Genomic DNA, 24,637 nt, shown 5'->3' on the forward strand with positions numbered 1-24,637 from the left:
AGCTGTTGTCCGCCGCAGCCACCACGAACCAGCCTGGGAGTCGCCCGATCGCAACCCCGTCTGGAGGCGACAATGCAGTTCGGAGTCCTCGGTCCGCTGAAGATCTGGTGGCCGTCGCCCGCCGGCCCGCTGACCGCGCCCAAGCTTCGCGGGCTGCTGACCCTGTTACTGGTGGAGGACGACCCGGTGCCCGCGGGGCAACTGATGGAGCTGCTCCGGGGCCGCCGCGAAACCGGCGGCCCCACCGCGATGCACGTCTCGGTACACAAGCTGCGCCGATGGCTGCACGGCGGGCACCGGCTGGACCTGACCGCGCAGGGCTACACCGTCGACGTCGATCCGGCGCTCGTCGACGCCGGACAGTTCCGTCTGCGGCTGACCGCGGCGGACACGGCCACCGACCCGTACGCCCGCATCGAACTGCTCCGGTCGGCGGTGTCGCTGTGGCGCGGCCCGATCGGCGCCGATCTCGCCGTGCCGTTGCAGCAACGGGCGACGGTCCGCCGGCTGGAGGGACTGCGGGTGCGGGCGGTGCTCCAGCTGGCCGAGGCGTGCCTGGCGACCGGCATGCCGGGCACGGCACTTCCCTACCTGGACGATCTGGCGCACGGATCGCCGTTCGACGAGCGGGTGCAGGCACAGTTCGCGCTCGTGCTGGCGGCCTGCGGGCGGCAGGCGGATGCGCTGGCGGTCATCGCCGACACCCGGCGGTCCCTCGCCGATGAGCTGGGCATCGAGTCCGGCCCGCAGCTGCGTGAGGCGCACCTGCGGATCCTGCGCCAGCGCGTCCTGCCCACGTACTCGTAGGTCAGCTCCAGTTGCCGGCGACGGCGAGGTCGCCGGGCTCGCCCCAGTTGTTGAGCGTGGTCACGCCCCGCATGTACCACTGCTTCGTACTCGGACGCCGCACGCCGGGTTCGTCGATCCCGTCGGCGTTCCAGTCACCGGCCACCGGCTGATCACCGGGCTCACCCCAATTGTCGACATGACCGCCACCGCGCAGATACCAGCGTTTCTCACTGGGCCGGAACACCCCCGGCTCGTCACGGCCGTCACCGTTCCAGTCACCGGCCACCGGCAGATCGTTCGGCTCACCCCAATTGTCGACATGACCGCCACCCAGCAGATACCAGCGTTTCTCACTGGGCCGGAACACCCCCGGCTCGTCACGGCCGTCGCCGTCCCAGTCACCGGCCACCACCAGATCACCGGGCTCACCCCAGTTCTCGACATGCCCGTAGCCATGCAGATACCAGCGATGCTCACTCGCCCGGAACACCCCCGGCTCGTCGACACCGTCACCGTCCCAGTCACCGGCGACCGGCTGATCACCCGGTATACCCCAGTTGCTCAGCGAACCCGCGCCACGGAAGATCCAATCGTTCACGCCCGGCCGGAACACCCCGGGACGGTCCGCGCGTCCGGCGAGGGCGTCCAGGATGTTGTACGCGATGGTGCTGCCGTCGGACGCCTGCACCTGGTAGGCATCGGGAAACGCCGACACCTGCACCCGCTGGCAGATCGTACCGATCGGGGTGGCGGTGTTGTTCCAGGCGTTGTTCGGATACAGGGCGATCATCCGGTTCAGGAACGCGTTCGTCGCCCAGACCGGATCGGTGCGCTGCGCCGCCGTACCCCATGAGGCTCTTTGTTGGAAGAGACCGAGACTGTCATGGTCGACAGCCTCGCTGATGTTCTCCATGGTCGATTCGACAATGGTGGTCGTGACGGCGATGGCCGCGGCCCGCCGGGCGAGTCCGCGGTTGCGGACCGTCTCGACGACGCGCCGCGCGCACGACATCCGGTACCCGGTCAGGTAGCCCTTCAATTTGCCGTTGAGCAGCGGATTGAGCCGGTTCGCCAGCGCCGTGTCCATAGGCTGGACGGTGCCGCAGGTTTTCGTGGCGTACGCGGCCGCCGTCGCCGGGCTCATCCCCGCGCCGGGCGTGGCGGCCGACGCCGATACGCCCGGTCCGAGCCCGCCGGCCGCCAGCACGGCCGCGAGAATCAGCGTTCGAATGCGTCTCACAGCACTTCCTTTCATCGAGTGCGGTCGACGCTAAGTAAGGGTGCTTGCCGGGGACTTACCTGATGGATAAGCCGCCGGTAAGCGGCTTTTCCTAGCCTCGGAATCCGACCGGAAATCCGAGGGAGAGGAAAATCCGTGCGAAGAAGATTGCGCCGTGACGCGATGCTGACGGCGGTTCTGTCAGCGGCCGCCGTCCTGCTGACACCGGTCGCGGCCCGGGCGGCGACGCCGCCGGTCATCCCGCCGTTCAACCGGGCGATCGACCCCTACGCCGCCAACGACGAGGTCGGCAGCTGCGACGCCGGAATCAAACCCGGCATGCAGGACTTCCGGTCGTTCATCAAGAACCGGTACGGCCTGGGCAACTCGATCGACTTCGTGGAGGCCTGCGACCTGAGCGGCCCGGGCGGCCACGACCAGGGCCGCGCCTGGGACTGGGGCAACGACACGACCGACGCCGCCGACGTCGACAAGGTCAACACCGTACTGAACTGGCTGCTCGCGACCGACAAGTACGGCAACAAGCACGCGATGGCCCGCCGCCTCGGGATCAACTTCATCATCTGGAACCGGCGGATCATCTTCCTCACCCCCGGCGGATCGAAGACCTGGGAGGCGTACGCCTGCAACGGCTCGGCCAGCAGTGCCACACCAACCACGTGCACTTCGAGATGAGCTGGGCCGGCGCCCGCCGCCAGACGACCTGGTGGACGGCCCGGCAACCGGACGGCCCGGGCGTGTTCCGGCCCGGCGTCAACGACTGGATCTTCCGAGCCAACGGCAGCCTGACCAACTGGGGCATACCGGGTGATCTGCCGGTCGCCGGTGACTGGGACGGTGACGGTGTCGACGAGCCGGGGGTGTTCCGGGCGAGTGAGCATCGCTGGTATCTGCATGGCTACGGGCATGTCGAGAACTGGGGTGAGCCCGGTGATCTGGTGGTGGCCGGTGACTGGGACGGTGACGGCCGTGACGAGCCGGGGGTGTTCCGGCCCAGTGAGAAACGCTGGTATCTGCTGGGTGGCGGTCATGTCGACAACTGGGGTGAGCCGAACGATCTGCCGGTGGCCGGTGACTGGAACGGTGACGGCCGTGACGAGCCGGGGGTGTTCCGGCCCAGTGAGAAACGCTGGTATCTGCGCGGTGGTGGTCATGTCGACAACTGGGGTGAGCCCGGTGATCAGCCGGTGGCCGGTGACTGGAACGCCGACGGGATCGACGAACCCGGCGTGCGGCGTCCGAGTACGAAGCAGTGGTACATGCGGGGCGTGACCACGCTCAACAACTGGGGTGAGCCCGGCGACCTCGCCGTCGCCGGCAACTGGAGCTGACCAGCCGAGAGGACCGGGCGGCTACGGCCGCCCGGTACGAAACCGGCTGCCGCCCTCGTCGAAGACGACATCACCGGAGCGAACAGCGACTGACCATGATCTGACCTGGCAAGTGAGTATCCGCACCGCCGACTCTGGGTCCTCCAAGCGTCACCGTCCGGAGGCAACCCATGGTCCGATCGCTCGTTCCGCCGACAGACGACGCCACGCGCTCACCGATGTCCCCGCCCGCCGCCTGGACCGCCAGCCTGGCGGCCACCGCAGCGTCCACCTACGCGTTGGACGTCTGCGCGACCGCCGCCGGAGCCGGTCTGGTCGCCTCCGGGTCACTCGCCGAACTCGGCCATCGACCGGTGCTGGCCTTCCTCCTCGTGACCTACACGGTCTGGGTGTTCGGGCTGCACGCCAACGTGAAGGCGAACGCGTCTCTGCTGTCAGCGACCGGGACGAGCACCAACGTGCTGTCCAAACTGGCGTACGACATCACCCGACGCCGGTGGGGCGAGGGCCGCGCCGCTCGCCTGGCCGCCGCCGTGGGATACACCGGCACCGAGGTCGCCAAGGAGGTGCCGTACTACACGGCCGCGTTCGGTGCCGCCGCCGTAACCGACTCGATCACCACTGATGAGGCACTCGTCTTCCTCGCCGGCGCCAACCTCGGCGCCGCGCTCTACGAAGCCGCACTCGCCCGCCTCACCCGGATCCTCCTTCGCCGACGATGCGGACCCGCGTCGTTCGACACGGACTGGGTGCCGGCCGAGTACCTCACCGACTACTACCGCACCGTCGAGCCGGACGAGATCGCAACGATCGCGTTCCTCGTCGACGCGATGCGGCACGCCGAACGCGATCAGCCGATCCTCTACTTCGGGACCGGTCCCACCCTGCATCACGTGTTCGCGTGCGCCGAGACAGCATCCGAGATCCATCTCGGCGACTATCTGCCGGAGAACCTGGCCGAGATCCAACGATGGATCGACCGTGCACCGGACGCCCACGACTGGCGGCCATTCGTCCGCTACACCCTGCAGTGCGAGGGCAACACCGGCCCGACCGACGACGACGTGACCGCACGCGAAGACCTCACCAGAGCAAAGATCACCACCTTGGTACGGGTGGACGCCCGCCACCCACAACCGGTGAATCGGAACTACCCGACGGTGGTCAGCGCCTACTGCGCGGACTCGGCGACCGGCGACCGCGCCACCTGGGAACTGTTCATGCGTCATATCACCGGCCTGGTTCAGCCGGGCGGTCTCTTCCTCACCGCGGCATTGCGCCGGTGCCGCGGATACACGGTCGGCGGCAAGACCTTCCCCGGCGCCGACATCGACGAGCGTGACCTGCGGGCGGCCCTACGGCCCGACTTCGACCTGCCGCACGAGGGGATCGAAGTGATACACACGGCTCAGCACGATTCCCACGGCTACACCGCGATCCTTCTCTGCCGGGCATACCGCGCCCAGCCGGCCCGCACGCGGATTGTCGGCTAGTTGCCGGCACGGCCCCGCCGGGACGCCGACACTGTTCTTCATGGCGAACCTGGGCGACGTCATGGACGACGTTCGGTGGCAGGGCTTCGTCGGCCGAGCGGCGCAGGTGGCCGCCTTCGACGACGCCCTGGCCGGACGGTCGGAGCGCCGCGTGCTGTTCGTCCACGGTCCCGGCGGCGTCGGCAAGACCACTCTCCTGCTGTATCTGCGCAGCCGGGCGCGGCGAGCCGGCCGTCGCGCCGTCTACCTGGACGGCAGCGCTCTCGATCCGTCCCCGGAAGGCTTCGTGCACGCCGTCCAGTCAGCCGACACCGGCACCGCGCCGGTGCTGCTGGTCGACGGATACGAGCATCTCGCCCCGATCGACGGCTGGTTACGCCGCGACCTCATCCCCACTCTGCCCGCCGACGGTGTCGTGGTCGTCGCCGGCCGCGACGCGCCCGCGCCGGCCTGGCGGGCCGATCTGGGCTGGCGGGGACTGGTCGCCGTGCACTGCCTGGGCAACCTGGACGAGGCCGACAGCACCGCCCTGCTCGAGCGGGCCGGTGTCGCCGCACCGGACCGGGAGGCGATCATGCGGTTGGGCCGTGGCCACCCACTCGCGCTCGCCCTGCTCGCCGACGCGGCGCTGACCGGCACGGTGCCGAAAACCCTCGCCGACGCGCCGGACCTGATCTCGGCACTGATCGCGTCGATGGTGCACGACGCACCGACCGACGCCCACCTGGTCGGCCTGGGCACCTGCGCCAAGGTGTTGCTGACCACCGAGGACCTGTTGCGGCGGACGGTCGGCGACGACGCACCGCGGGTCTGGGAGTGGCTGCGGGATCGGCCGTTCGTCACCGTCAGGCCGCACGGCCTGACACCGCACGACTTGACGCGCGCCGTTCTGGAGGCCGAGTTCGAGCGGCGCTTCCCCGACCGTTACCGCGATCTGCACAGGATCATCCACGACTACGTCGTCACCGGTCTGCTCACCTCCTCCGGCACGCATCGTCAGCTGCTCGCACAGCAACTCGCCCAGCTGCACCGGGAAGGTCCGTTCAGCGCCCAGTTCCGCGCCGTGGCAACGGACGGAACCGTCGCACTGGCGCGGGCGCGCCCGGAGGAACTTCCCGGTGCCGCCGAGCTGATCGGCACTCATGTGGGTCCCCGGTCGGCCGAGCTGGCCCACGGCTGGTTCACCGAGCGGCCGGCCGGTGCCAGTGTGGTGCGTGTCGGGGACGGCATCGGCGGCTTCGTCTACCACGCGCGATGCCCGTCCGGTTCCCTCACCGAAAATCAGGATCCGGTGATACGTGCGATTCTCGATCATGTCGCCCGCACCGCACCCTTGAGACCCGGTGAGCAGATCGACGTATCGCGGTTCATGTTCGGTCACGACGGCGAGCAGAGTGACGCGTACGCGGTCTTCGCCGGTTCCATCTCCTCGATCATCGAATGGTGCGGCCGGCCGCTCGCGTGGGCTTTCATCGTGTCGGTGGAACCGTCGTTCTGGGGCCCCTTCTTCGACTATCTCGCCTTCCGCGAGATCCTCGAGGTGACCTTCGACGGCCGGCGTCACGTGGTGTACGGCAACGACTGGCGCCGCTTCGGAGTCCACGCCTGGCTCGAACTCATGCAGGAACGGGAGCAGTCCGGCGGCACCGGCCCACCACCGGACTGCATGCAACAGCCCGCGCCGCTGAGCCGGGACACGTTCGACGCCGCCGTACGCGCCGCGCTGCCGAACCTGTGCCGGCCGGACCGGCTCGCCGCGTCACGCCTGGTCGGCACCCATCTGGGCACCGACGCCGCCGCGGTGCGCACGGCGTTGCGCACGGCGGTGGACGAGCTGGCCGGGCTGCCGCGCGGTGATCGGCTCCGCGCGGTGCTGCACCGCACGTACGTCAGTCCCGCTCCCACCCAGGAAGCCGCGGCGGAGGTGCTCGGCCTGCCGTTCAGTACCTACCGGCGGCACCTCGCCAAGGCGGTGGACGAGCTCACCGAACGACTCTGGGCCGGCGAGACCGGACAGGAAACGACCGGCGACTGACCTGGAGAGTGAGCAGCGCTCGGCCACATCCTCGGTCCATGACGACGACAACGATTCTTGGTGCCGGCCTCGCCGGCCTGACCACCGCGATGATGCTCAACCGTGACGGTCACCAGGTGACCGTCCTGGAACGTGACCCGGCCGCGCCCGCCGACCGGCCGTGGGACGACTGGGACCGGCCCGGGGTGAACCAGTTCCGGCTGCCGCACTATCTGCTGCCGCGCTGGTGGGCGGAGTTGCGCGCCGAACTGCCCGACGCCGCGGCCGCCGTGCGCGAAGCCGGCGCCGTCGTGATCAACCCGTTGGCGGCCCTGCCGCCGGAGATCCGCGGCCCGGACCGCGACGACGACGACCGGTTCACCACGGTGACGGCTCGCCGCCCGGTCCTGGAGGCAGCGCTGGCGGCGGCCGCCGCCACTGCCGGGGTCACCATCCGGCGCGGCGTACGAGTCGTCGGCGTACGCACCGACGGCCGCCACCCGGTCCCCCGGGTCACCGGTGTCACCACCACCGGCGGCACGGTCGACTCCGACCTCGTGATCGACTGTGGCGGCCGCCGGTCCGCACTGCCCGCCCGGCTGGCCGCGGCCGGGGCACGGCCGGTCGCCGAGGAACGAGCCGACGCGGGCTTCGTCTACTACGCCCGCCACTTCCGGTCGCCGCACGGCCGGCTCCCCGAGATCACGTCGATGCTGATCCAACCGTACGACTCGCTGTCGGTGCTGACGCTGCCGGCCGACCACGGCACCTGGAGCGTCGTGCTGACCACCAGCGGCAAGGACAAGGTGCTACGGGCACTCCGCGAACCGGCGGTCTGGTCGGCGGCGGTGAGCCGCTATCCGGCGGCCGTACCGTGGCTGGGCGGCGAACCGATCACCGGTGTGGACGTGATGGCCGGGCTGGAGGACAGGCTGCGCCGGTACGTCGTCGACGGCCGCCCGGTAGCCACCGGCGTCGTCGCGGTCGGCGACGCGTGGGCCTGCACCAACCCGTCGCTGGGCCGCGGCGCCTCCTTCGCCATCATCCACGCCCGCGTCCTGCGCGACGTCCTCCGCGAGGTCGGTGCCGCCGACCACGACAAGCTGGTCCACCGGTTCGACGAGGCCACGGCACAGGTCGTCGAACCGCTCTACCGCGCCACCAGCTACGTCGACACGCACCGGCTGGCCGAGATCGACGGTGACGTCGCCGGTGTGCCGTACCGGCCGGACGACCCGCGCTGGCTCGCTTCGAAGGCGCTGTTCGCCGCCGCACTCCGCGACCCCGGAGCGCTGCGCGGCTACCTGTCGATCAGCTCGTTGCTGAACACCCCCGACGAAGTCTTCGCGACGCCGGGCCTGCGCGACCGGGTCCTGGCCCTCGGCCTGCCGGCGCCGCAGTACCCGCTGCCCGGGCCGTCCCGCGCCGAACTTCTGGACGCCGTCACCGCGGGTGCCCGATGAGAGCGTCGCCGAAAGGCTGCGGGTAGCCGGTCTTGTGCCGGCCCCGACCAGATCAAGCGGTGGAAAGCCGGCGGCCCGGGCCGGGCAGCATCGTGGCGCTGCCAGGTCCGGGCCTTCGCTCGTAGCCTGGTGGAGTCTTCGTCCCATCGAACGCGGGCACAGCAGTGGAAAGCGGTAACCCACCCGCGCGGTCAGGGCGCAGAGGATGTCAACGCCAGTCCCCCACCATCGGGCGGTCCGTGGGTGTGCCGTACGCCGCCCTGATGTCGGCGTCTCCGGACTGGTGTGTGTTGCGCAGGTTGAACTCCTTCGTCGACGGCCGCCAGATACCGACCGTGTCCCGGCCGTCGGCGTTCCAGTCGCCGACCACCGGCTTGTCACCGACCGAGCCATACACGAACGTGAAGTCGGATGCCCCGCTGCCGGTCAGTGCGTTACGCAGGTGGAACGACCGGTCGGCCGGCTCGTAGTAGCCCAGGCTGTCGCGGCCGTCGGCGTCCCAGTCACCGGTCAGCAGCGTGCTCGTCGACTTCCCGAACGACTGCGTCACCTCCGCCGAACCGGCCGCGTTGGTGTTGCGCAGCCGGACCAGCTGGTCGCTGGGCCGCCAGGTGCCCACGGTGTCCTTACCGTCGCCGTCCCAGTCACCGGCGATCGGCACGTCCCCGTTCGCCGCGTAGCCGGCGACGAAGACGATCTCCGGCGCCGCGTTCGCGTTCAGAGCGTCACGCAGGTGGAACGTCCGGTCGGCCGGGTCGAACCAGCCCCACCCGTCGACGCCGTCGCCGTCCCAGTCGCCGATGACCGGCGTCTGCGAGCCGTCACCGATCGCGAACGCGGGCACGTCGCTGTTACCCGGCGTGATGCTGGTACGCAGGTACGCCGTGTGGTTCGACGGCCGGAAGACACCGATGGTGTCGGCGTGCGTGACCGGCCCGGTGGCCGGCGCACCCGGTCCGAGCAGGCTGAACGCCACCGCACCGGTCGAGGTGAAGTCGATCGCCGGTTCGTTGCTCATCCACGCCTCCACCCGGTCCATGTAGCGGGCACCGTTGCCGTTGAACGCCGCGAACCGGTCCACCCCGTCGGCGGGGCAGGTGCGGACGTCGTCGCCGGGTTCGAGGTCGTCGAAGGTGTCGGTACCGTTGGGGCCGTTGACCGCCGCGCCGGCCAGGACGGCACCGGTGAGGTTGGCGATCTGGTGGTGCGGGCATTTCGGGTACGTGCTGCCGACCCCCACGATCAGCGAGACACCCCAGGGGTTGCCGCCGAGGATCCAGTTCGCCTGCTGCTGGGCGAAGGTCGCGTACCGGGTGCTGCCGGTGACGTCGCGGTAGCGGGCGGCCTGCGCGATGAGGCCGAACGTGTGCGACGTCGAGTCGTAGTCGTTGTAGACGGCTCCGGCGCGGAACCGGTCGGCGTCGGCTCGGGCCATGCCCGCGTCGAGCTGTTCCTCCAGCGCGGAGACGAGTTCGGCGCGGGTGACGGCGGCGCCCGAGCCGATGACGGTGGCCAGGTCGGCGATCGCCAGGGAGCCGACGTCGTACAGGTTGAGCGTGTCGTGCTCGTCGCCGTCCAGGTACTGCCGCGACCACTGGGCCGCCTGGGTGAGCCAGGTCGCCGCCCGGCTGTCGCCCAGGGCCTTGGCGGCGAGGTGCAGCTCGACGCCACCGAACGCCATGTCGTCGGTCCAGAGGTCCTCGCCGTAGTAGTCGTGCGGGAACGTCGTGACGAGCTCGCCGACCGAGGTGGTCTTCGCGAGACCGTAGATCGCGGCCGCCTTGGCGAGTTCGGACCGTGCCCGGGTGGGATCGCTGGTCGCGTGGACCTGGGCGGCGATCGCGAAGGCGGCCGACACCCGCCCGGCCAGGTTCGGGCTCAGTTTCGAGCCGGGCTCGTTGGCCCGGAACACCGGCCGGTGCCGCACGTAGTACAGGTCGGTGCCGGCCGGGTCGGTGATGGTGTCGTCGGTCTCCGGCAGCCGCCACGTGTCGTGGTCGCCGAAGTAGGTCTCATCGTCGCCGCCACCGATGCCGACCTGCGCGTACAGCACGTTGGTCTGGTCGTCCCACATCTTGTCGAGCCAGTCCAGACCGAAATCGATCTCGGCCGCCCGGGCCGCGTCCGGCGATCCGGATCGCTGCGCGATCAAGAGCGTGTCGAGGGTGTACGCCGCGGTGTGCGTGAATTTGAGGTAGTCCCCCGCGTCGAACCAGCCGCCCGACACGTCCACCGTCGCCGTCTGTGCCTTGGTCAACCCGCCGACGATGGCGCCCTCCTCGTTGAACGTCGGCGTCTTGTAGACGGTTGCCGACGTGTCCGCGAGGTGCGACGCCTTACGGTTCATCACGGTCGGTAGCACGTTCGTACCGTCGCGATTGGCTTGAAAGAATCTGGTCATCGTGGCCGACACCGGAGCGTAAAGACTGTTCGCCGTGCCCACCGAAAAGGTCGGCGAGGTCGTCACACCGCTGACCCGGATGCTGTACCGACCCGCGGTCCGCAGCGCCGAGAAATCGATCGGCGCGACCGCGGTGTAGGAGCTGTTCCACGAGCCGAGACTGGTGCCGACGGTGCCGGACAGCACCTGCGTCCCGGCCCCGTCGACGACCTGGAACGCGGTGCCGGCCTGCGCGGCCGTACCGAGCAGGAATGCGGTTTTCGGCCCGTCGGCCGGATATCCGACCTGGTTGACCCGGATGAAGGAGGTGACCGCGGCCGGTGCCGCGCTCACGCCGACAATGGTGCTGCCGATCAGGGCAGCGGCGGAGAGCCCTGCGAAGACTTTGAGTCTCACGTCGATTCCCTAACTTCCATTGATGAGATGTACGGCGAGCGCCGGGCTGAAAGTGCCGGCCGGAATGCCCGCACCGATGCCGCACGGCCCGTCCGAGTCGCCGGCGACCTTGACCCAGACCAGGAACTCCGCTCCCCCGCTCCCGACTTTCGAGGGGGCACCCAGCCGGGCGCTGGCCGGGTTGCACCAGTCGCCGGGTGTGCCGCCGGCGCCGTTCCGACTGGTATCGATCAGGTACGGCTTGCCCACACCGGCCCGGATGGCGTCGCCGTAGGTGGTGGACTGGGCGGTGGTGTAGAAATTGGAGACGTTGATCGCCACGCCGCGGGCGTCGGCGACACCGGCGCGGGTCAGTCGGGCCGACATCTCCTCGGCGCTCCACCAGTTGGCATTGCCGCCGTCGGCGTACGTCCAGGCGTGTCCGCCGAACGCGTTGATCGCGTACCTGATCAGGTCGAACCGGGTCTGCAGGTCGCCGCTGTCCGGGATGCAGCCGGAATGGGCCTGGGCCAGCGCGTCCGGTTCGATGATCACCAGAGCGGGGCGGTCACCGACACCGGCGGCGAAATCATCGATCCATTCCCGGTACGCCGTAGGGCTGCCCGCCCCACCGCCGGACGCTCCGCCACAGTCGCGGCCCGGGATGTTGTACGCGACGATTATCGGAACCTGGTGCACCGCCTCGGCCGCCGACACGTACGCGTCCACGGCGTCGTAGATGTCACCACTCCAGTTGCCGAACCAGCTCGCACCGGGACGCCCGGCGATCGACTGCCGGATCGGACCGGCGCGGGGGTCGCCGCTGTTGGCCGCGACCCATTGCGTGGCGTGGCCGGCCGGGTCGGCGTAGAAGCCGTAGACCCGGGCCAGCTGGGCCGGGTCGGGGTCGGCCACGTCGAGTCTCCAGTCGCCGGCCAGCGGCTGGTCTCCACTGCTGCCGGTGACATACGACGCCGTCACCGCGGCTGTCGCGTTGTTGGCGGCGAGCGCGGTGAACGTACGAGATGAATTCCTGTAGGCCCCGGCGGTGTCGATGCCGTCGCCGTCCCAGTCGCCGATGACCGGGAGGTCGCCGGGGTCGACCCGCGGGTGGTCGAACGCGTAGTTGGACGCGCCGGAGCTGAGGGCGTTACGCAGGTGGAAGTTGCCGGTGCCGGGTCGGAAGAGGCCGACGCTGTCCTTGCCGTCGCCGTTCCAGTCGCCGGCCACCGGTTTGTCGCCGGCCGCCCCCGAGGCGAACTGATAGTCGGCCGGGCCGCTGTTGCGCAGGTTGCGCAGTCGGAAGGTCAGATCGCTGGGGCGGTACGTGCCGATGCCGTCCCGTCCGTCGCCGTCCCAGTCGCCGATGACCGGGACGTCGCCGGGCAGCGCGAAGTCCGCGACGAACGCGTGGTCCGACGGGCCGGTGGTGTCGAGCACGTCGCGGAGGTGGAAGGTGTGGTCGCTGTTGCGGTAGTAGCCGGTGCCGTCGACGCCGTCGCCGTTCCAGTCGCCGACGACCGGGACGTCACCGCTGACCCCGATCACGTACGGCAGCACGTCCGGCGGTCCGGCCGACAATGAGGTGCGCAACCGGACCGTACGATCCGCGGGGTGGAATAGACCCAGGGTGTCGGATTTGACCGACGTCGTGGCGCCCGCCGCCGTCACGGGCGCCACGATGCCGGTGGCCATCACGACCGCCAGGGTGATCAGGCGGAAGTGATCGCGCATCAGTAATTCATCGTCCCGGACCAGAAGGTGTCCGTGCCGGAGGCCTGCTTGCGGGCCTGGATGGTGAAGACGGTGCCGGCCAGCACGCCGGTGGCCAGGGTGCGGGTCGAGTGGTCGGTCCAGCAGATGGTGTCGCTGAAGATGGCACCGGTCCGCACGCTCTTGAGCCGGATGCAGACACCCCCGCTGGACAGGTTGTTCGGCTTGAAGGTGATCGTGCCGCCGTTGACGTCGTGGCGCTGGAAGGTGTACGCCGTCCAGCCGGTGTCGGTGCGGGTGTAGCCCTCCACCGGGTTGGCCGCGGCCATCGCGGTGGAGGGGATGGCCACGGCGACGGAGGTCGCGGCCAGAGCGAACGTGGCGATCTTGGTGATGCGGTGCATGGTGGACCCTCTCGTGACGACTGATGTCCCGTTCGGAATCAGCCTCACGTCTGGCCCTTACCGCCCGCTTTCCTCCCACTTTCGCCGGCCCTTCACGGGTGGCCGAACACCGTCCTGTCGAGAGCCGCCGACCATGGCAGCGGACGTGCACTATGGAGTCCCGTGCGACAGGAGGATCAGTGTCTGCCTTCATGGAACTGCCGATCGACGATGACGAGTCGATCACCGTCGAAGTGAGTGATCTCGGCTTGACCCGAGTTCGCGCCGGCGAGAGGGTCGGAGAGGTGGCCGCCCGGTTCGACGACGCGGTGGCCCAGGTCGTCCGTATGGGGGCGACGGCGATCAAGAAGGTCCTGGCCACCCCCAAGCCACCGGCAGAGGTCGAGGTCGAACTGGGCCTCAAGGTGACGGCCAAGACCGGCTTCGTCATCGCGGAGTCTGCCGGCGAAGCGCACTTCAAGGTCATCATGCGGTGGCAGATGAAAGGCCCTGATCAGCCGTAGCACCCCGGCAAAAATCGAGAGATCTCGATCTCTAACCGCCGAAGCCGCGGCTAGGAAACCACCCACCGTCCACGTATGGTGGTCTGAGAGTCACGGTCGGCAGAGGGGATGAGACTCGTCGATGCCTCATGCCGCAGCCGCTCCGACGAACATGTACATGGTGATTCGGCAAAGGCGCCGTACTCCGGTGCCCACAGCCACACGGGAGGCCTGCCGATGAAGCACGCCGATGATCGGCAGAGCGAGTCTGTTTCTGACGGCGGACCTCCCCCTCTCCCTTCTCCGCTGGCCACGGCATTACGACGGCGAGAAATGCGGGAGGCACATCCCGATGAGATCTACGCGTGTTTCAGCAACTTCGGTGGGGATCCACCACCCAGCGATATGGCCATACCGGCAGCTCGACGTCGCGGCACTTCGGGGTGAGGGCTGGGAGCCCACCCCGTTTCGCGAGTTCGTCCTCAAGGTCCACCAGCTCTGCAACCTCGCGTGTGACTACTGCTACGTGTACGAAATGGCCGATCAGAGCTGGCGCGACCGGCCGAAGCTCATGTCCACCGCGGTCTGGCAGGCCGCCGCTCGACGGATCGCCGAGCATGTGCGCGACCACCGGCTCACACAGATCGGTGTCATCCTGCACGGCGGAGAGCCTCTGCTGGCGGGCCCCGATCGCCTCCTTCGCCTGATAGCCGACGTTCGGGCCGCGATTCCGGAGTCCTGCACCGTTGACATCGGTATGCAGACGAATGGTGTTCTGCTGACCGAGAATGTTGCGACACGGCTGGCCGATGCGGGGGTTCGGATCGGTGTCAGCCTCGATGGCACAGCGGAAAGCCACGATCGACGAAGGCGATTCCGCAACGGTGCGGGCAGCCACGCCGCCCTTGAAAGAGCGTTGGATCTGCTGCGAAGTCCACGGCTCCGTCCGGCGTTCGCCGGCATCCTGTGCACCGTGGACGTCGACGCGGATCCCGTCGACACCTACGAGAGTCTTCTCCGCCATCGCCCGCCGCACATCGACCTGCTTCTCCCCCACGCGAACTGGGCGTCACCCCCATATCGGCCGGCAGGGCGTGCTGAAGCCTACGGCCGATGGCTCATCGAGGTATTCGATCGGTGGTACTCCACGACGAGCCAGGAGACCGGGATCCGGCTGTTCGAGGAGATCATGGACCTCGTGCTCGGCGGGTACAGCCGATCCGAACAGGTCGGGCTGAGCCCGATCGCCGTGGCGGTGGTCGAGTCGGACGGGTCGATCGAGCAGGTCGACTCCCTCAAGAGCGCCTACCCCGGGGCCTGCGTCACCGGTTCGAGCGTGCTCACCGATCCGTTCGACTCGGCACTGGAGCATCCGGGGGTGGTCGCCCGCCAGATCGGCATCCGTGCGCTGTCCGCCGAGTGCATCGAATGTCCCGTACATCGCTTGTGCGGCGCGGGGCACTACGCACACCGATACCGGCCGGGCGACGGCTTCCGTCACCCGACCGTGTACTGCGACGACATGCTGGTGTTGATCGGCCACATCCGCCGCCGCCTGACAGCGGACCACCCCGAGATCGGGACCTGAGCGACTAAACAGGCGCCGACTCGATGTCGCAATCGATTCGCTTACCGAGATGCGCCAGCCGTACGTCCGGGTGTGCCTCGCCGAAATCGGGCAGCCGCAGCATCGCGTCGACGGCATTCCTGAGCATCGGTTCCCCCGTTCTCTCATCTCCGGAGGCGATCAGGTCGATGGCGTGGTTGACGGCGCAGACCAGGCTGTACAACTGGTCCGCGCCTCGCACACGCCGGGACCGTTCCAGAACCTCACCCGACATGCGCAACGCCTCGTTGACCTCACCGGCCGCCGCCAGGTCGTTCGCAAGGTTCGTGGCGCAGCACAGGGTGTACGGATGGTCCGGCCCGAGCAGGACGGTCAACCGGTCGAGTGCGGCCCTGTTGAGCTCGCGGGCACCGGCGACGTTACCGCTCTGGCGATACGCGATCGCCAGGTTCGTAGCACAGACGTGCGTCATCGGGTGGTCGGGCGACCGCTCCTGGTAGAGGCGCAACGCCTCCTCGCCCACCTTGATCGCCTCGACCAGTTCACCGTTGTCGCGCAGTGCGTTCATGAACGACTGCGCGACCAGAAGGGTGTTGGGGTGATCCGCGCCGAGACGGTTACGGAACGCAAGCCGAAGCGACCGGAACTCCTCAGCCGCGTCCCTCGCCTGTCCCATCTTGCGCAGGCTCATCACCATGGTGCGGCGGGTGCGGATCACGTGCGGGTGGTTGGTGCCGACGGCGGCCTCGTAGAGACCGATGTTCTCGCGCAGCAGCCGGTACGCCTCGCCATAACGGCCGAGGGCGTAGAGGTCCGCCGCGACACTGCCGGCCATCAGCAGGGTCAACTCGTCGGAAGGGCCGTAGGCGCGTTGCGCGGTGGCCAGTGTCTCCTCATCGAGGACCAGCGCGTTCTCATAATCGCCGACGAGACGCAGGTCGACGCCGAGATTGTTGGCCGTACGGATGGTCGCGCGATCGTCTCGGCCCAACACCCGGACGTGACGGGGGTAGTTGTCCTGGCTCAGGTCTCGGGCTTCGGCGTATCGGCCGATCACCCGGAAGTCCTGGCTGACGCTGTTCACCGTCGCCATCGTGTGCTCGTGGTCCGGGCCGAAGGCACGCTGGAAGCCGGCCAGCACGTCTTGGTCGATCTCCAAGGCCTCCTCGGCGAAGCCCAGCGCCTGAATCGCATTCGCCCGGTGCCGCCGCGCGATCAGGGTCAGCTCATCCTCCGGGTCGAATCGTGCCTCCCAGATGGCGAGTGCGTCGGCGGCCAGGTCTCGGCTGCTTTCATAGTCGCCGACCAGATACCGGAAGCGGATCTGGTCGAGAACCACCTGTCGAGCCTCGTCGTCATCCGATTCGATCACGCCGGAGGCAGTGATGTGCGCGGAAAGCTCGGCGTGCTTGTCCCGTTCCCTGACATTGATGCGGTCCGGGTTCCCGGGATTAGCGTAGGCGAGCATTGTCTGTACGGTTTCACGAACCTCGACCTGAAGTTGGCCGTCCATCTCAGCCTGCACCATACGTTGCACCAGCCGGTGAATCTGGAAACGCGAATTGCGGGTGTCGTTACGCGCTAATTCCCATCGTGCGATTTCCTTTACCGCCCGCTCGAGCGGCGCCTGATCTCGTAGGGTCCGACTCAGGCGCCTGGAGAACGGTGTGGCCAGCCGGCCACGGTGCAGCAGGTCCAGGGAAATCCATTCCGGCCCGAAATAGGAGGCGAGCTGCAATAGCTGCGCCGCATGTCCGAAACTCTGGCTGAGTTGATTGAAGGCGATACTCATGGCAGCCGCGGCGTGGCGCGGATAGCCGAGCGCGTCGGTCTCCTGACGGCGTTCGAGTTCTTCAGTGAACAGACGAAGATACTCGGTGACCGGCTCGCGTGTCTCGGTGTGCCAGGCGGCCGCCTGGGCTAGCGAGATCGGCAGGTCGCCCAGCCTGTCGGCGAGCGTATCGGCGTCGGCCGGCCGCAGCCCGCCGTGGCGCTCGAGCAGTGCGACGCTCTCCGACCTGGTGAACTTGTCGACCTGGACCGCGCGGCCCTGATCGGACCAGGTGTTCTCCCGGGTCGTCACCAGCACATGCCCGTGCCGGGGTGAGGGCAGCAGGCCGCGCACGGATTCCGGATCACCGATGTTGTCGAAAATGAGCAGCCAGTGCTCGGCTTTCCTACGTTCTTCCAGAGCCTCGTGGACACGCCGGATCGTGCCGAGAGTGTCACCGGTGACCGGCGTCTCCAACTGGCCGGCGAGTTCCACGAGGGATCGCCGGATCTCCGCCGGGTCTTCCGCGGCCACCCACCAGACCAGGTCGTAGTCCCCGCGATGACGGTGAACATATTCGATGGCCAATTGTGTCTTACCCACACCGCCGAGCCCGTATAGCGCTCGGGGCAGCAGAACCGCGGTCTGCGCACTGTTCACCAACATGGCTCGCATACGGCTGAGCATGTCGTCTCGCCCAACGAAGTTCACATTCTGGGGCGGGACCGTCTTCCAGCCGGCCGGTGCATAGCCGGACTCCCGAGCAGGAATAAACACCGCCGGGCTGGTGTAGTGGGTCATTGAAGGTCCACCCGCCAAATTCGATCGATTATCGGATGATGTTATGTACGAGGGCTGTTCGCGGTTCAGCAGCTCCCGTAGGCGTGCCGCCTTCTGCCGGTAGGAACCCCCGATTGACTCTAGAACATCTACTGCCACGGCCGCGAAAGCTCGGGCCCTTTGATCTAGATCTGCGACGGGATGTTGTGCTGCTAGAAGCGCTAAAAAATCGAGATTAGTGCCCATCCGGCTCACTAAATATCGGGACACCTCGACCAGCACGCTTAGGGCGTCCTGCCGAGTCAGGCTGCCGATCAACTCCTGGCGGGTTCCGCGGACGAAGTCGTACACCGTTTCCTCGGGGTCGGCCGCCGACTCGGTCACCTGTTCCAGCAGGCCGCCGAGGAAGACCTCGCGCAGCGCCGTCGGTGCGGCGGAGGGCAACTTCGCGTGCTGGACCAGCCGCATGACCGGCAGGGTGAGCGGAGCCGCGGCGGCCAGCAGCGGCGCCAGCCGCGCCGCGTCAAGCGACGCCGTCGCATTGAACCTGGTGACGATCTCGCGCGGGCCGAGCCGCGGTGCCAGAACCGCCTCCGGGTTCCCCGAGAAGACTCGTTCGTCCATCAAACCGGTGAAAAGAGCCCGACCCCGGTACGGACGGTCCGTCTCACCGGTCACCAGCCTCGCCCAACTCGCGAGCCACCGGACACCCAATTCGATGAGCGGGACCACGACGCCCGGAGTGCTGGAACCGTGCCCCTGGATCGTCTCGCCCAGCAGATGGATCGGTTCGTCGGACGGCTCGACCTTCAGGTTGGCGTTGGCGGTCACCGGCTCGACACTGGAGAGAGCCACCGACCGCACCGTAGGGCCGATATCGTCCCAGAGACGCTGCGGCAGCGGCTGTACGACTGCGACGGGGCCGGCCTTCGCCCAGATCTCCAGCGCAGCGGCCATCCGCCCGTCGCACCACGCATCGCCGAGGCAATCGGAGACCACAAGCACCACCCGGCGTCCCTGAGAGTCGATTAGTTCCGACGGTGCATGCTTGAAACTAGCTGAAGTTCCTTCCGCGGTCAGCGTCAAATGCGACTCGGCAGAGTCACTGTTCATGTTCCAGACTCGAACGTCCCGGAAGGCACCCAGCTCGTAGATCACGCCGATCAACTCGCGAACGGTCTGACCCGAGACGGCCATGGAGTGCGTGCGGTCGGCGACCACCGCCACGTCGAGCCAGCGGCCCTCGGCCGGCGCGAAAATCGGCAGCATTATGTCGTTCAGCGCCGCCTCGTGCGCGGTCGCGTCCGCGTCGAGTTCGCCCGGCTCCGTGGACGGCACGTGGCGCTTGAAGGGACGTAACGCCCGCGCGAGCGAGAGCCGGGCCAACGCGGGCGCGGTCGGTGCGCGGAAGGGGACACCGAGGGGCTGCGCGCCCTGCGGTTCGACGCGACGGACCTCGACCTCCGGGCCGACCACCTCGACCGCGGATTGATCGGCGGGGACCACCTCTCGGGGTGCGTCGACCGGTTCGGTCTCCCCGGGCAGTGGCTCCGCCGGTGACTTCGTGGTGACGGTGCCCTCCGGGGCCGCAGCGGTCGAAGGCCGCTGATCCTCGCCGGAGGGGTCGGTCGAAACGCGGATGTCGGCCGGGCCCATCTGGTCGGCCAACCAGAGCGCATCGGAGATGTCCGTTGCGGAGGGGGCCAACGCTGCACTCCGGGCTGCGGCCGCCAAACGTTCGACGACACCGTCGGGCGGCATCAGAGGTCGCCTGCCTCGCCTGAACGCAGCAGTGCCATGGCGAGGTTCCGGCGGGTCTCCGAATCCTCGGTCAATCCGGAGGTCGCCAGGAAGACCGCATTGAGCAGTTGATCCGTGGTGACACTGGCACCGCGGTCGCGGCGGCCGACGAACGAGCGGAACAGCTCGGTCGACCTCTCGAGCGCCTCGTCACCGAGCTGACTGCGCACGATCTCGGACAACCGGTCCTCGTCCGGATCGGAGATGGTGATCTGAAGGCAGCGACGCTTGAACGCATCGGGAAAGGCGCGCTCCCCGTTGCTGGTGATAATGATGATCGGGAAAGCGTTGGCCCTGATGTGCCCGCCACGAACCAGCGCCGACGCGCCGTCGTGGGTGATCAGGCTGACCGGTTCGTCGATTTCTTCGCGCGTCAGCTCGGGAATCGCGAACTGGCCCTCCTCCAAAACATTCAGAAGATCATTCGGCAGATCGATGTCGCTCTTGTCGAACTCGTCGATCAACAGGACCCGGGGTCGGTCCCGCGCCAACAACGCAGTACCCAGAGGGCCTAGCGTGATGAATGGCGCAGCGCTGGTCACCGGCGGACCATCCTGTCCCAGACGACGAAGGTTCGCCTCCTGCAACCGACCCACCGCGTCGTAGCGATAAAGGCTCTGCTGAAGCTGGGCGCGGCTGGTGATGGGCCAGTGCAGCACCGATCCAAGTCGAAGCTCCCAGGCTATCGAAAGTGCCAGGGTGGATTTCCCGGTTCCGGGCTTCCCTGTCACCAGCAGTGGCCGTCTCAGAAACAGAGCGGCGTTGACCATGTCGATAACAGCGCGGTCGGGCCGATAGTTGCGGGCACGCTCTTCCGCACCTGGACGAGGCTCCGCCGCGAAACCGTCCGGCGCGGCACCCGGCTGCAACACCTCGCCATCGAAACGACGCCAGGGAGGCGGCGGCGGAAGCTGCGAAATCCTGTCGTGCTGAGCGCCGGCACCATGGTAGATCCACCAGGTCGGGTCCGCGGTCACGGCTCTCCCCTCCTCGAGGGTGATCTCAAAACGCCATTACTGAACTGGACTTTCCGGTCGTAATCACAAGCGAGTACAGATACGTGACGGGCGAGTGCGGAGTTCACGGTGGAGTCGCCTACGTCGGACCGCCAATCCGCGATCCGACGAGGCAGATCACGCACCGGAACCTCCGCGAGAGCCTGCTCGACAGCGGCACGGAACTCCTCGGCCAGCGCCTCCTGCCTGGTCCACACCATGTACGCGACGCCCGAGGCGAGCGCGGCCACGTAAGCGTCATGGGGTCGCAGGTCCGCCTGCCCGACCGGCGGCCGTCCACACACCAGGGCGAGCTTGTCGTCCGGACGCAGCCGGGCCGCGATCTCGCTCGGTGTGGACCGGTCGGTCGGCTCGAGGTAGTGCACCCTGTCGGGCCGAGGTACCTGCTGTTCCTGAGCCAGCCGCCATTTCGCACGCCACGACGGCCACAACCGGTCTTGCCTCAACCGTTCATAGCTGCGTAGAACCACCGTGAATCGCGAGCCGATCGGCACGGGCAGAAGGTCGGTGAGGTCCCAGTGATCGATGGCCTCGGTCAGCAGAACCCGAGGAACGATCACCTCGACGATCAAATTCTCCGGTTCATAGCCGAGCTCGCGGTACACCTCACCGAACAGGGCATCGACCCGCCGCTTGATCACGTCGAGAGGATCGGCATCGTCTGAATTGACCAGCACGTGCTGCGGACGACGGGTACGCTGGAGCACCGCGCTGAGTTGGAAGAGCTCGGTCGGACGCAACGCGTCCGGCGCTATCTGAATCACCAGCGCGGGCGCCTCGGGCTCCCGCGTCTCCGCAATCGCGATGCAGGCGGCCCGCAGATTCGCCAGGTCGACGGACTTCAGGTGCTGACGCGCCGCACAGCGGTCGCTCCAGATACGCAGTTCACGGCACAGGTCCGGCAGGTGAGCCGCGAGGTGTTCGACGAACGTGAAGATGCGTGGCAGGGGTCCGCTGTCCGACTGCTCCTCGACGGCGCGCACCAGTGCCGGCAGATCGGCGTGCCCCGCACTCGTCGACGGCACGCCGGCATGTCGGCGGGCGTCCGCCAACGGAGCCGACGGAACTCCCCGCAACAGATGGACGAGGTCCTCGCGTTCCAGGTCGGTCAGCAGACTGTACGGACTGAGTAGATCCACGAGGGTCTCGAGCTGATCGAATTCGGGCCCGTGCGGCAGGTGCGTCAGGAGGCGTCGCAGACCACCGGCGATCGGCTGCAGCCTTTCGATCAGCGTCCACGCATCATTCTCGGCGTTCGCAGACGAGACGACGGACAGCCCGCGCCCGAGCCACGTCTCGATCTCGTCGAACAGAGCCGTTCGGCTCGTGCGCTTCCGGAAGGCCGGTTGCGACAACAGCACCCGATGCAGATCATTTCGGGCTCCGGTGCCCAACGGCGTCGGCTGTTCTGCTCCGGGCATCGACGGCGGCACCCGATGCGCCCGGAGCCGATCCTCCAGAGTCCCGGTGAGCAGGGCCTGAGTGTCGCGGTATCGCACCAGGTCAGCGAGGATGCGCATGTCGGCCGGACGACGGCAGAACCGGACAAGCTGCTGCACGGTCGGCACATCAGCGGACAGGTGCAAGCGAGCCGTCGACGGAAGCCGTTCGGCTATCCATACCCGGGTGTCGACCGAGGCGAGTTCGCCCACTCTTTCGAAGACCTGCGTCAGTTCACCCAGAACCGCGTCGCTCAGTGTCGTGCCGGGCTCCGTCTCGGTCAGCAGAGCGGCAGCCGTGCGCCAGTAGATCCCCACCGTCTCCATCGGGATCATGAAGGCGACGATCCGATCGCCGGAGAGCCGGGACGTGACCACGATGCCGACCACACGGCGGCTGATCGCGTCGATGACGCCCCCGCCGCTGAACCCCCGCTCGATCCGTTCCGGGGCGCCGTTGGCGCTGGCCGAGAGCTGGATCCGCTCGCCGACGCTCTCCACGATCCGAGTCTCGGTCCACACTCCCAGATCGAGGCCGTCGGGGTGCCCGAAGACGAGTGCCTCATTACCTCGTGCCCGCTCCCACGGAGCGAGCTCGGCGGGCAGGACGTCCTTGGGCGGCTGGCTGTCCATCTCCAGGATCGCGATGTCGCGCTGATTCGCGGCCTCGGGGAACCAGCCGCCCTGCATCACTCGCGCGGGTGAGGCAGTGCCCTCATTGGATCGGGGGAAGTCGACGATGAAGTCGTCGACGGGGTGTTCCATGCCGTCACTCAGCACATGCGCACAGGTCAGCACGTGTCGATCGGAGATGAGGACGCCGGAGCCGCACACCACACCGTCGGCATTGACGATCCGCGCCTGCCATCTCGGTAGTGAGGTCGGGAACGCCTCTCTCCCGGTCACCACCAGGTGCCGCCGACCCGCAGCCCGCGATGTCGTGGACAGCGATGCATGTCAGTCCCTCTCGGCAGTGGCGGCTGGGCAGGACCGGCGCCTGATAGTGCGCATTGTAGGGGAGCCACTTCACCGCGTGTCTAGACACTATGGACCGACGACGGCGACCCGATCGCCGCGGCGGCGATCGGGTCGCCGTGTGTTCCGTTCTCGGCGTGAGTGCGGGCGGGCCAGGCTCTCGATGGTCGCTGCCGGACCCACCCGCCGGGCTCACCAGTACGGCGTGAACTTGATCATCGCGCACCTCCCTCGGTCGGCCGGTCGAGAGGAAGTACATCGACAGCCACTGAACAGGCAGTGACCGACCGGACTTCGCGGCGGGAAGTGTTCGTTCAGTGGGCGACGCCATCGTGTCCGCAGTGGTCGCCGTGGACGACCGGGAAGGGGCCAACCATGACGTCGCTCGTACGCAACCGGGAATTCCGTGCCGTGGCGGTGACCGAACTGTTGTCGGTGCTCGGCGATCAACTGTCGCGGGTCGCGCTCGCCCTCCTGGTCTTCGCGCGGACCGGGTCCGCCGGTCTCAGCGGACTGACGTACGCGCTGACCTATCTACCCGCGGTCGCCGGTGGTCTACTGCTCTCGCCGATGGCGGACCGGCGACCCCGACGCGCGATCCTGATCGCGATCGACGCGGCCCGGGCGGTGATCGTCCTGGCCATGGCGGTCCCGGGCACCCCGCTGCCGATCCTCTGCGCGCTGGTCGCCGCGTCCACCTTCCTGAGCGGCCCCTATCAGGCGGCCCGTCTCGCGATGCTGCGCGACATCCTGCCGCAGGAGCAGTACGGGCCCGGCATGGCGATACGACAGTCACTGAATCAGGGCGCGACGCTGGCCGGGTTCGCCTCCGGCGGCTTCCTGTCCACCGCCTTCGCACCCACCACCTGCCTGGTCGTCGACGGTGCCACGTTCGCCCTATCGGCGCTCGTGCTGCTGCTGTTCGTCCGCCACCGCCCGGCCACTCTGCCGTCCGCCGCGCCGGCCGCCGTGACCACGACCCTCCGGCTCGTCTGGCGGTCACCGGCCCTGCGCGCGGTGTTCCTGACCGCGTTCTCGGCGCTGTTCCTGATCGCCCCGGAGGCCCTCGCCGTGTCGCTGGCCGCCGAGCTGTCGGTCAGCCCGCGATGGGTCGGCCTGTTCATGGCGTCGGCCGGGCTGTTCGCCATCGTGTTCCTAGCCTTGCTGGCCAGATACGTGACGGCGGCTCACTACGCGAAGGCGTTCCCGGTCGCCTCTGTGGCGCCCGGCCTGCCGTTGCTGCCGATGGCCGCGATCGACGACCCGTACCTCATCCTGTTGGTCTTCGGTCTCAGCGGCGCGATGTGGGCGGTGTCGATCGTCATCTCGGTGTCGTCGTTCGCCGAGCTGCTTCCCGACGATCAGCGGGCCCGGGGCATGGGCATCGCGGCCTCCACGAACCTGACGGCACACGGCGTCGGGGCGGCCGTCGCGGGGTTGATCGCCGAACGGATCGGCGCCGGCGCCGCGATCAGCGTCCTCGGCCTGGCCGGGGTGGCGTTCGCGATCCTGCCCGTCATGCTCTGGCGGCGGGCCGGTCACCCGGCTCGACACCCGGACACGGCCCCGGCGCTCACGCCGTGA

General features: G+C 68.3%; 16 protein-coding genes. 9 read left to right on the plus strand and 7 right to left on the minus strand.

What is annotated here, in order from left to right; translation table 11 throughout:
* Nucleotides 1-72: 72 nt before the first annotated feature.
* Entirely contained in the window at nucleotides 73-807 is a 735-nt protein-coding gene (locus Q0Z83_RS21870; RefSeq protein WP_317795820.1) for an AfsR/SARP family transcriptional regulator, read from the plus strand.
* Between the two features lies 1 nt (nucleotide 808).
* Here the strand turns inward: Q0Z83_RS21870 and Q0Z83_RS21875 are convergent, their stop codons facing one another.
* A complete protein-coding gene (locus Q0Z83_RS21875) occupies nucleotides 809-2,029 on the minus strand; it encodes a hypothetical protein (RefSeq protein WP_317795821.1) in 1,221 nt (406 codons plus the stop codon).
* Between the two features lie 135 nt (nucleotides 2,030-2,164).
* Between Q0Z83_RS21875 and Q0Z83_RS21880 the strand changes: the two genes are divergently transcribed.
* The 5 genes from Q0Z83_RS21880 (at nucleotide 2,165) to Q0Z83_RS21900 (ending at nucleotide 8,330) form a co-directional block, all read left to right on the plus strand.
* Nucleotides 2,165-2,704: a hypothetical protein gene (locus tag Q0Z83_RS21880; protein WP_317795822.1), complete on the plus strand. Its 540-nt coding sequence runs from the start codon at nucleotides 2,165-2,167 to the stop codon at nucleotides 2,702-2,704.
* A complete protein-coding gene (locus Q0Z83_RS21885) occupies nucleotides 2,689-3,360 on the plus strand; it encodes a hypothetical protein (protein WP_317795823.1) in 672 nt (223 codons plus the stop codon). Before Q0Z83_RS21880 ends, Q0Z83_RS21885 begins: the two co-directional genes overlap by 16 nt.
* Before the next feature lie 170 nt (nucleotides 3,361-3,530).
* Nucleotides 3,531-4,853, plus strand: a complete 1,323-nt coding sequence (gntF, locus tag Q0Z83_RS21890) for a guanitoxin biosynthesis pre-guanitoxin forming N-methyltransferase GntF (RefSeq protein ID WP_317795824.1) — start codon at nucleotides 3,531-3,533, stop codon at nucleotides 4,851-4,853.
* 40 nt (nucleotides 4,854-4,893) lie between these two features.
* Nucleotides 4,894-6,888 (plus strand): ATP-binding protein, encoded by a 1,995-nt coding sequence (locus Q0Z83_RS21895; protein WP_317795825.1) that lies wholly within the window; start codon nucleotides 4,894-4,896, stop codon nucleotides 6,886-6,888.
* 38 nt (nucleotides 6,889-6,926) lie between these two features.
* The gene (locus tag Q0Z83_RS21900) at nucleotides 6,927-8,330 is read left to right on the plus strand and encodes an FAD-dependent monooxygenase (protein ID WP_317795826.1); all 1,404 of its coding nucleotides are present in this window, start codon (nucleotides 6,927-6,929) and stop codon (nucleotides 8,328-8,330) included.
* A gap of 208 nt (nucleotides 8,331-8,538) precedes the next feature.
* On the opposite strand, the gene Q0Z83_RS21905 is transcribed toward Q0Z83_RS21900, so the two are convergent.
* Genes Q0Z83_RS21905 through Q0Z83_RS21915 form a run of 3 tightly spaced genes read right to left on the minus strand, consistent with a single transcriptional unit; the run spans nucleotide 8,539 to nucleotide 13,223 of the window.
* Nucleotides 8,539-11,127 (minus strand): glycoside hydrolase family 9 protein, encoded by a 2,589-nt coding sequence (locus Q0Z83_RS21905; RefSeq protein WP_317795827.1) that lies wholly within the window; start codon nucleotides 11,125-11,127, stop codon nucleotides 8,539-8,541.
* A 9-nt stretch (nucleotides 11,128-11,136) separates the two neighbouring features.
* Nucleotides 11,137-12,840: a glycoside hydrolase family 6 protein gene (locus Q0Z83_RS21910; RefSeq protein WP_317795828.1), complete on the minus strand. Its 1,704-nt coding sequence runs from the start codon at nucleotides 12,838-12,840 to the stop codon at nucleotides 11,137-11,139.
* Entirely contained in the window at nucleotides 12,840-13,223 is a 384-nt protein-coding gene (locus tag Q0Z83_RS21915; RefSeq protein WP_317795829.1) for a hypothetical protein, read from the minus strand. Before Q0Z83_RS21915 ends, Q0Z83_RS21910 begins: the two co-directional genes overlap by 1 nt.
* Nucleotides 13,224-13,414: 191 nt before the next feature.
* Between Q0Z83_RS21915 and Q0Z83_RS21920 the strand changes: the two genes are divergently transcribed.
* Both Q0Z83_RS21920 and Q0Z83_RS21925 read left to right on the plus strand, forming a co-directional pair.
* Nucleotides 13,415-13,726, plus strand: coding sequence for a CU044_2847 family protein (locus Q0Z83_RS21920; RefSeq protein ID WP_317795830.1), 312 nt, complete (start codon nucleotides 13,415-13,417; stop codon nucleotides 13,724-13,726).
* 229 nt (nucleotides 13,727-13,955) lie between these two features.
* On the plus strand, nucleotides 13,956-15,293 hold the full coding sequence (locus Q0Z83_RS21925) for an FxsB family cyclophane-forming radical SAM/SPASM peptide maturase (protein WP_317795831.1): 1,338 nt from the start codon (nucleotides 13,956-13,958) through the stop codon (nucleotides 15,291-15,293).
* 4 nt (nucleotides 15,294-15,297) lie between these two features.
* Here the strand turns inward: Q0Z83_RS21925 and fxsT are convergent, their stop codons facing one another.
* From fxsT to Q0Z83_RS21940, 3 genes are read right to left on the minus strand one after another with little or no spacing between them, the layout of a single operon-like run.
* Complete coding sequence (fxsT, locus tag Q0Z83_RS21930) at nucleotides 15,298-19,584, minus strand: FxSxx-COOH system tetratricopeptide repeat protein (protein ID WP_317795832.1); 4,287 nt, start codon at nucleotides 19,582-19,584, stop codon at nucleotides 15,298-15,300.
* The gene (locus Q0Z83_RS21935) at nucleotides 19,584-20,600 is read right to left on the minus strand and encodes an AAA family ATPase (protein WP_317795833.1); all 1,017 of its coding nucleotides are present in this window, start codon (nucleotides 20,598-20,600) and stop codon (nucleotides 19,584-19,586) included. Before Q0Z83_RS21935 ends, fxsT begins: the two co-directional genes overlap by 1 nt.
* Nucleotides 20,597-22,987, minus strand: a complete 2,391-nt coding sequence (locus Q0Z83_RS21940; RefSeq protein WP_317795834.1) for a VMAP-C domain-containing protein — start codon at nucleotides 22,985-22,987, stop codon at nucleotides 20,597-20,599. The genes Q0Z83_RS21935 and Q0Z83_RS21940 overlap by 4 nt, the downstream gene beginning before the upstream one ends.
* Nucleotides 22,988-23,428: 441 nt before the next feature.
* Here Q0Z83_RS21940 and Q0Z83_RS21945 point away from each other — a divergent pair, with 441 nt between their 5' ends.
* Nucleotides 23,429-24,637 (plus strand): MFS transporter, encoded by a 1,209-nt coding sequence (locus tag Q0Z83_RS21945; protein WP_317795835.1) that lies wholly within the window; start codon nucleotides 23,429-23,431, stop codon nucleotides 24,635-24,637.

The organism is Actinoplanes sichuanensis (assembly GCF_033097365.1).
Classification (GTDB): domain Bacteria; phylum Actinomycetota; class Actinomycetes; order Mycobacteriales; family Micromonosporaceae; genus Actinoplanes; species Actinoplanes sichuanensis.